The sequence below is a fragment of the Cylindrospermum sp. FACHB-282 genome (assembly GCF_014697195.1).
Classification (GTDB): domain Bacteria; phylum Cyanobacteriota; class Cyanobacteriia; order Cyanobacteriales; family Nostocaceae; genus Cylindrospermum.
Window position 1 is genome coordinate 85,136 of sequence record NZ_JACJRJ010000023.1, and the last position, 7,878, is coordinate 93,013.

10 protein-coding genes are annotated in these 7,878 nt (G+C 41.7%); 7 read left to right on the forward strand and 3 right to left on the reverse strand.

Annotated elements, in window-relative coordinates; genetic code table 11:
• Positions 1–40: 40 nt before the first annotated feature.
• Complete coding sequence (gene cysK / locus H6G32_RS13785; protein ID WP_190459114.1) at positions 41–1,000, reverse strand: cysteine synthase A; 960 nt, start codon at positions 998–1,000, stop codon at positions 41–43.
• Between the two features lie 1,426 nt (positions 1,001–2,426).
• On the opposite strand from cysK, the gene H6G32_RS13790 reads away from it, so the two are divergent.
• From H6G32_RS13790 to H6G32_RS13820, 7 genes are all read left to right on the forward strand, one after another.
• Positions 2,427–2,855: a hypothetical protein gene (locus H6G32_RS13790; RefSeq protein ID WP_190459117.1), complete on the forward strand. Its 429-nt coding sequence runs from the start codon at positions 2,427–2,429 to the stop codon at positions 2,853–2,855.
• A gap of 40 nt (positions 2,856–2,895) precedes the next feature.
• Entirely contained in the window at positions 2,896–3,159 is a 264-nt protein-coding gene (locus H6G32_RS13795; protein ID WP_190459119.1) for a hypothetical protein, read from the forward strand.
• A gap of 2 nt (positions 3,160–3,161) precedes the next feature.
• Positions 3,162–3,473, forward strand: a complete 312-nt coding sequence (locus tag H6G32_RS13800) for a hypothetical protein (protein ID WP_190459121.1) — start codon at positions 3,162–3,164, stop codon at positions 3,471–3,473.
• Between the two features lie 223 nt (positions 3,474–3,696).
• A complete protein-coding gene (locus H6G32_RS13805; RefSeq protein WP_190459123.1) occupies positions 3,697–4,059 on the forward strand; it encodes a hypothetical protein in 363 nt (120 codons plus the stop codon).
• An 18-nt stretch (positions 4,060–4,077) separates the two neighbouring features.
• A complete protein-coding gene (locus H6G32_RS13810; protein WP_190459125.1) occupies positions 4,078–5,082 on the forward strand; it encodes an LLM class flavin-dependent oxidoreductase in 1,005 nt (334 codons plus the stop codon).
• Positions 5,072–5,446, forward strand: a complete 375-nt coding sequence (locus H6G32_RS13815; protein WP_190459129.1) for a hypothetical protein — start codon at positions 5,072–5,074, stop codon at positions 5,444–5,446. The genes H6G32_RS13810 and H6G32_RS13815 overlap by 11 nt, the downstream gene beginning before the upstream one ends.
• A 119-nt stretch (positions 5,447–5,565) precedes the next feature.
• The gene (locus tag H6G32_RS13820; protein WP_190459131.1) at positions 5,566–6,174 is read left to right on the forward strand and encodes a class I SAM-dependent methyltransferase; all 609 of its coding nucleotides are present in this window, start codon (positions 5,566–5,568) and stop codon (positions 6,172–6,174) included.
• A 744-nt stretch (positions 6,175–6,918) separates the two neighbouring features.
• Here the strand turns inward: H6G32_RS13820 and H6G32_RS13825 are convergent.
• Both H6G32_RS13825 and H6G32_RS13830 read right to left on the reverse strand, forming a co-directional pair.
• Positions 6,919–7,338 (reverse strand): type II toxin-antitoxin system VapC family toxin, encoded by a 420-nt coding sequence (locus tag H6G32_RS13825; protein ID WP_190459147.1) that lies wholly within the window; start codon positions 7,336–7,338, stop codon positions 6,919–6,921.
• Positions 7,335–7,619, reverse strand: a complete 285-nt coding sequence (locus H6G32_RS13830; protein ID WP_190459133.1) for a hypothetical protein — start codon at positions 7,617–7,619, stop codon at positions 7,335–7,337. Before H6G32_RS13830 ends, H6G32_RS13825 begins: the two co-directional genes overlap by 4 nt.
• Between the last annotated feature and the right edge of the window lie 259 nt (positions 7,620–7,878).

A 7,878-nucleotide genomic window follows, 5' to 3' on the forward strand; every position in this document is an offset into this window, starting at 1 on the left:
CCCCCTCTCCTTTAGAAGGAGAGGGGCTAGGGGTGAGGTTCTAACGAGTCCCAGCAGTTTCCAAAGTCAAATCTTGAAACATCACCGTGCTGAGATAGCGTTCACCAAAGGAAGGCTGAATCATCACGATTAACTTACCGGCATTTTCAGGGCGTTTACCCACCTGAATTGCAGCGCACAAAGCAGCACCGGAAGATATACCTGATAATAAACCTTCTTCTTTCGCCAAACGTCGCCCAAAAGCGATCGCCTGTTCATCACTAACTCTAATCACCTCATCAATCAATTCCAAGCGCAGAACATCGGGAACAAATCCCGCACCGATACCTTGAATTTTATGAGGGCCCGGTTCACCACCAGATAAAATAGGGCTATTGCTGGGTTCAATTGCGATCGCCTGAAAACTCGGCTTACGTTGTTTCAAAACCTCCGCCACCCCCGTAATCGTCCCCCCAGTACCTACCCCAGCAATCACAAAATCAACTTCCCCATCAGTATCTTCCCAAATTTCCTCAGCAGTAGTTTCCCGGTGAATTTTCGGATTAGCTGGGTTGCGGAACTGTTGCAGCATCAAAGCATCAGGAGTATTAGCCACAATTTCCTCCGCCTTGCGAATTGCACCCCGCATCCCTTCAGCCCCCGGTGTCAACTCCAGAGACGCACCATAAGCCCGAAGCATAGCCCGTCTTTCTTGGCTCATAGTCTCCGGCATCGTCAAAATTAACCGATAACCACGGGCTGCTGCAACCATCGCCAGAGCAATTCCCGTATTACCCGAAGTAGGCTCAACTAAAACGGTTTTCCCCGGCGAAATCAACCCCTCAGCCTCTGCTGCGTCTATCATGCTCACCCCAATCCGGTCTTTTACCGAAGCCGCTGGGTTCATCCCTTCTAACTTAACAACTATCCTGGCAACTACTCCCTCAGCTTGGGGAATTTTGTTCAGCTGAACTAAAGGAGTTCTACCAATAAGTTCTGTTACGTCTTTAGCTATCCGCATAAATTAACTCCTAAAATCCTAAATCTTAGTGCAAAGTATTTACTTATAACAATAAGCTTCTGTATTTAATTTGCATTTGAGTACCAACGAGTATAGATACTCTGTACTCTAACTAAACCACAAAATCTAACAACTAAATCGGAATTTCGCTCAGGTTTTCCCAGTAATTGTAGCTGATAACTGAGGTTACTTTGCAGTGCCTAGCTTTACCATTTTTTAAATGCTGATTCTCACCTTTAGCGGCAAAGTCCACTGGCTGAAGCTATTGGTAGGTAAAAATAGTTGGGACTAACACACTATGCAAAGTTACCCTAATTATAGGCTTTTTCAATAATTTTTTGATGCATCCCTAACAGTAGGGTGCGTTCCCTAACCCACGAACTAGATTTTTGATGCGTCTCTTTACGCATCCTACGAGTAGTTCCCTAACCCACGAACTAGATTTTTGATGCGTCTCTTTACGCATCCTACGAGTAGTTCCCTAACCCACGAACTAGATTTTTGATGCATCCCTAACAGTAGGGTGCGTTCCCTAACCCACGAACTAGATTTTTGATGCATCCCTAACAGTAGGGTGCGTTCCCTAACCCACGAACTAGATTTTTGATGCATCAGGGGACGCATCCTACGAGTAGTTCCCTAACGCACGAATTAGATTTTTGATGCGTCTCTTTACGCATCCTACGAGTAGCTCCCTAACCCACGAATTACCACTTTTTAATTCTTAATTGTTTAACGGTACGACTTGATACTTTACAAAGATTCTCTAACTTATTGGGAAAGATTTAATTTTATTTTCTACTTCTCTAGTTTATCTTTACTAAGAGACATTGTTTGTTTGAGTACAGGTTTTCACCGCCCATAATAGGTAGGTAAACGCCCACAACCACCAGCCCAGATGGCTTTTTTCTGAGTACAAAAATCCCCGACCCCCATATCATAAATGCTAGTACCCCACATCATAAATGCTAGTACCCATACCCCAAATAATTTTTTAAAGACTTATCAGACAGGGATTGTAAGCCTTGAGTACTATCTTAATAACTTCAATAATCTTAACTCGGCTGATGTAAACGGCCGTGTGGAGAGGTGGCTGATATAAATCATTTAGGATTTACGCAGAGATTCCCCTCTACCCCCCGAAATTCCCAGACGAAAGTCTGACGAACTAGGGGGGACTTCTTATCCAAAATTCAAAATTCAAAATTCAAAATTCAAAAAAATTACTTTATGGAAAAGCGTCAGGATTAATGTGTCCTTGTTTACAGTCCATAAATAAACTTAAGAATTCTAATTTTTGCTTTTAATTTTCGATTCCCCCAAAAAGGATTGACTGTTACAGAAGCAGAAAAAAGAAAGCTGCTGGGATAAACCGCCAGAGACATTGCATTACTGGCTGAATACCACCTAGCAAGGGAGAGTCAAGATGAAAGTCAAACTTTTAAATGTTCTTACGGTTTGTGCTGTTACTTTAGCGGTGCTTTCTCCAGGTCTAATAGTCTTCGGTGTGATTTGGGGAAGACATATAGAGTTAGTTAAGACACAGAATTTATCCTGTGAAGTTAACAATAATAGTATAGGCACTCACGCCTTAGCTCCCCAGCCAGATGGTACACAAAGCTCTCAATACCAAGCTAGCACAAAATTCCCTAATCGTAATCTTTTGAGGAGATTACAGAATGGTGATGAACATTATCCAATCACCACAATCCTGCAATGGTTATTTTTGATCATACCTATTGGCATTGGTTTAGGGATTATTGGCTACGACAGGTATCTTGTGTATCGTGCTGCTGTTTTAAAACAACAGATTGAAATGTTGGAAAAGCTTTGGCAGCAGAGTATTGAGCAATAAGCTATTCGATGTCCACTGATTCTAAATAAACCAAGTTACCATGTCAGAAGAACGCCAAGCTCAGTATTTTAACCTGATTGATGAACTCCTCAGATGTCCTAATGGTCAAGAACCAGAAGTTTTAGAATCTCACCCAGAATTAATTGATGCTAATTTAGTACAGACAATGCTACAAGTGGCCACCATGTTTGCCCATGAAGGTAATCAAGACGGTGCCCAGTTTTTATTTTTTATTGGACGAGAGTTAGCTAAACAGTTGGGATTATATCCTGAAGTTTCTAATGAGGTTGTAAATAAGGAGTAACAATGCTGTTGACTTCAACTGACGCGGGAAAAATAGCGTTAGAGTTCCTCATGGCAGATTGGAACATCTCAGAAGATCACAGAGAATGGTTTACCATCTTTGACTCTCGTCTGGTTGGTGAATGTTGGTACATTGTAGAACTGGGTGTAGAAGGATTTCCCGATAGGTGGTTTATTCAAGTTTACGACACGGGAGCCTGTGACCCAAACTATACATTTATTTCACCTATCAGTGGTGCTGATGGATATGTGGACATCACAAATGTACCAGAGATAGTTGCTGAGGTTTTGGTGTCAGAACGCAATTCCAGATAAGCTAATTGGTAATGGGTAATGGGTAATTGGTAATGGGAATAAAATTATATCTATTCCCTATTCCCTATTCCTATTCCCTATTACCCATTACCTATTCTCTATTAGGAGGTGATACTTAACCAGAGTAACCTCCTTTTTTGATGTGCTATTTAAGCTTTTTTTTATAAAAACAAGGCAATTTGTCAACCTTAAATGACAAAATTATGTTATATTAAATAGCGTGATGGACGCTACAGAATTATCAGGACAAATGATTGCTGAAGACATCCTAGCCAAAGAATTCACAAAAGTCGTCAACCACTACTACCCAAAAACTGGGGAACTACTAGACGGGTGCTATGTGAAAGTCATCACCTGTTTCTGGGGACGACCTGCTAAACGCTTTCAATACATAGGGATTTATTGCTCTGCGGATATGATTCCCCATGTACTAGCCCATAAACACATACTCAGGGAAGTTGCAGACAATATGGGGCTGATTCAGGTAGTCTGCATGAATGCCAAGCGATTGCTCCGTGATCCTATGTCAAAGCTTAAGCAGTCCGAACCCCGCTTATGGTTGGAGTTGCAGTTGGTTGCAACCTAAAAATAGCGATTTCAAAAAATGAAAACTGGACTTTTCTGCAATTACGAAAATCATCATCAAGATGCCCGTCGCGCCATCTTTGAACAAGTGGCGTTGGTGAAACAGGCGGAAACTTTGGGCTTTGAACAAGCCTGGGTGAGTGAGCATCATTTTAGTGAATCCAATCTCAGCCCATCAATGTTGCTGTTAATGGCACATTTGGCGGGTGTTACCTCAACTATCCGTTTAGGGACTGCGGCAGTATTGCTGCCATTTCATAACCCGATTCGGGTAGCTGAGGATATTGCCACCCTGGATAATTTGTGCAATGGGAGGCTGGAATTTGGGGTAGCCAAAGGAGGCCCCTTTCCCCAGCAGAATAAGCATTTTGCCATACCCATGAGTGAATCCCGTGGCCAGATGCTTGAGGCGATCGCATTGATTCAAAAGCTTTTATATGAAACCAACGTATCATTTAACGGGCAACATTATCAATGCGAGAGCCTGACAATTTACCCCAAACCATTGCAGCAACCGATACCCGTGTATGTCGCTAGTGGTGATGATAGTGCGATCGCTTATGCGGCCAAACATTCCTTCAGCTTAATGGGAGGGCCGCCCTTTTCCCTAGAAAGACTGAAAAAGACTGTTAGCAAATATCGGGAATTAAATTCTAGCGGTGCAGAAAACTTGATGCTGGCACGCTTCTTTTTTGTGGGACAAACCGACAGTGAGGCAGTGAGTGAAGCGTTGCCATTTATCCGCCATTTCAGCCAAAAAATGACGGCAAACACCGTTCAAGTAATGCAGAACAGTGGCCAGAAGCAGAATCCATTTAATCGGACAAATATCTGTTTTGACGAAGACTACCTGATTTCCAACTCAATTATCGGTGATGTAAAAACCTGTCGCGACAAAATCAAGAAATTTCAAGACGAACTCAACCTAGGCACACTGGCGCTTAAACCCTCATCCTTGGCTCTGTCAAAGAATCTGGAGAGTTTACAGCGCTACAATCAAGAGGTGAGAAATTATGTCTTCTAAACTATCCCTGCTTCCTCCCGACGACTTACCTCCTATTCAGGTAAGCAAACAGGATGGAATGCTGCATCTGGAGTTAGAACAGTCTATCGGCAGATGCTACTATCAAGCTTGCGATCGCATAACCCAAGTACTACTATCTAATTGTCAGTGGTATCTCACAACAAATACCACCACCCTGATGCTGATCATCGATTGCCCTGACCTAGTATCCTACTGGCATATAGTCAGCAACATACCCCAGTTAGGGAATCGGCTACAACGATTTACCAGCGACGCCAAAATCCGAGTTTACCCCCCATTCGGTAAAGGTAAACCCTTTGAAATTGCTGTGAATGAAATATCAGCATATCGAGATTGGCTGTAAATTCTAAGTTTTATCTCACCCCAAGACGCAAAAGTTTTCTTAGCTTCTTTGCGTCTGGGCGTGAGGTTATACTGAATATAAGCGCAACCCTAGATTTTATCGGGCGTTAAGAGAAAGCAATGGTTAATAATTTTATAACTAATAAAAAGCAACTTTTTGACCGCTGGGCACCAAGTTACGATTGGACATTTCCTTCTTTTATTTACCAAGCAATTCATAAAAGATTACTTTCTCAAGTTGAATTACCCCCACAAGCCAATGTACTTGATTTAGGCTGTGGTACCGGACGTTTACTAGACCGCTTGGCAACTCAATTTCCTGAATTGCGCGGTACCGGATTAGATTTATCTCCCCAGATGTTGCGAGTAGCTAGACAAAGCAACCGTCATCATCCCCGCTTAATCTATCTTGAGGGAAATGCTGAATCTCTACCCTTTGCCGAAGGTCAATTTGACGCAGTTTTTAACTCCATCAGTTTCTTACACTATCCCGAACCGCAACAAGTTTTAAATGAAGTAGCGCGGGTGCTTTCTCCCGGTGGAAGATTCTATTTAGTTGATATAACTACTAAAAGTGAAACAGCATCTCAACTAATAGCCAACTCTCCTGCGAGAATTAGATTTTACAGCCCAGAAAGCCGGGAAAAATTAGGTAATAACGCCGGACTATTGTGTATAGGTCACTATTATTTATTAGGCCCAGTTTTGCTGACCATTTTTGAAAAATAGGAAAACTGCTGTAAGAGGATATTAGGACTAGCCCTTTCAAGGTGGGTAAAATTTTTGTCAAGAAAATCCTCTTTAACCTCTTTCCTCTGTGTACTCTGTGCCCTTCGGGTTCACCAGTCGCTCATGGGGAGCCACTGCGTTGGACGGGTTCCCCGGCTTAAAGCACGTGGCGTGGAAACAAGACGGTTCTGCGCGCTGGCTCACCTCTGCGGTTAAATAAACTTGTTTTTAGGCGTTGCTGATCAAAGTATGAAATGCCAAAATTACCCTTCGTTTTCTTCGTAGCTTTGAGCCTTTGCGCCTCTGCGCGAAACAAATTCATATTCTCAATCAGCAACGCCTGTTTTTAACTACAGACAACCAGAGTCCGTGGAGAGAGAAATAGAGATTTTTTTTCCACAGACTCTGGTTTCATAAGTGACCTTGAAAGTGCTAGATATTAGGACTTACGCATTGACAAAAAATGGTAAATATGTTTTTCAATTTTATTCATTGAAAGTCCTATAAATTGTGCGTTAGGGAACGCACACTACGTGTAAGATGCGTAAAGAAGCGCATCGAAAAAGCCTGAAAAAAGGGTAAATTTGTACAGTACGTAAGTCCTATTTTGGATAAAGTCGAGCTATAGCGTTTCCTAGTCTGCTGAGGTACAAATCTCTGCGTACCTCTGCGCTTTACTTTGCGTCCCTTTGCGTTTCAAAATATTATCTGTACCTCACGTAACTCTTAATCGCTATAAGTAAGTCAAGGAGAATTTGTTAATTCCTCAATCAATTGCTCAGGAGTTAGAATTCGCGGAGTAACAACAGGGAAATCTTGAGGATTACGGGTAATAATTGCATCTAATTGATTTAATACAGCAGTGGAGTATTGGATAGCATCTCCAAAATCCCTAAAATTGGCTGTGAGAGCCATTGTAATTACAGCCTGATTTACCGTAGCAATTTGGCACAAGGTAACTAACTGATTTAAATAACTAAGCGTCCAATCTCGACCTCTTGCCCTACGGATAATGTAATACAAATCACTAAAAGTTGAAGCTGAAATATAACCTTCTATTTGCCCTTGTTCAATCTGTGATAAAACTTGCTCACTAGCATCCCAAAAAGGTGCTCTTTCCAGAGCATCATCAACAATGATATTAGTATCTAGCAAGACTTTCAGAGGTTATGTTTCTCCTTTAAATATTCCCATTTGGCTTGTTCTGGATCAAAGTCTGCTGGAACGGGCGGGGCATTTTCAAATAAACCCTCAAATGCTTTTACCCTAGATTTTCTCTTTGGTGTTTCTGGTGCTGGTTCACTTGCTGGGACTTGAGTATTATCAAGTGTCTCAGCAGTTGGCCAGACTATCACCTCCACATCTCCGGGGGGTAAATTCACAGGTTCGGTAATCACCAAGTTACCAGATTGGTCAATTTTTCCTTTGAGTTTGTATGCTTGCATAATATTTTTTTATCACTCTGTTTCTACATTATCTCGCGTTGAGCAAATTGCAAGGTGTATTCCTTCAGTACAATACTTAGTTTTACGTAAACTTTATATTCATTCTTGAATTAGTATATTCTCCCAGCATTGAGTATAATTTATGTTATAGGACTAATATTTGATTTTTGAAAAAGCTCCGTACATCTGAAGGGTGGGAAAATCAAAGGTAGTGTGTCGGATAAACCATTCAAACATCCATTTTAAATGAGAGAATGTT

What these genes read in the sequence shown, in the direction of transcription:
- H6G32_RS13815 (WP_190459129.1), top strand. Translation starts at nt 5,072, where the DNA reads ATGTCTTCTAAACTATCCCTGCTTCCTCCCGACGACTTACCTCCTATT.
- H6G32_RS13810 (WP_190459125.1), top strand. Translation starts at nt 4,078, where the DNA reads ATGAAAACTGGACTTTTCTGCAATTACGAAAATCATCATCAAGATGCC.
- H6G32_RS13830 (WP_190459133.1), bottom strand. Translation starts at nt 7,619, where the DNA reads ATGCAAGCATACAAACTCAAAGGAAAAATTGACCAATCTGGTAACTTG.
- H6G32_RS13800 (WP_190459121.1), top strand. Translation starts at nt 3,162, where the DNA reads ATGCTGTTGACTTCAACTGACGCGGGAAAAATAGCGTTAGAGTTCCTC.
- H6G32_RS13820 (WP_190459131.1), top strand. Translation starts at nt 5,566, where the DNA reads ATGGTTAATAATTTTATAACTAATAAAAAGCAACTTTTTGACCGCTGG.
- H6G32_RS13795 (WP_190459119.1), top strand. Translation starts at nt 2,896, where the DNA reads ATGTCAGAAGAACGCCAAGCTCAGTATTTTAACCTGATTGATGAACTC.
- H6G32_RS13790 (WP_190459117.1), top strand. Translation starts at nt 2,427, where the DNA reads ATGAAAGTCAAACTTTTAAATGTTCTTACGGTTTGTGCTGTTACTTTA.
- cysK (WP_190459114.1), bottom strand. Translation starts at nt 1,000, where the DNA reads ATGCGGATAGCTAAAGACGTAACAGAACTTATTGGTAGAACTCCTTTA.
- H6G32_RS13805 (WP_190459123.1), top strand. Translation starts at nt 3,697, where the DNA reads ATGGACGCTACAGAATTATCAGGACAAATGATTGCTGAAGACATCCTA.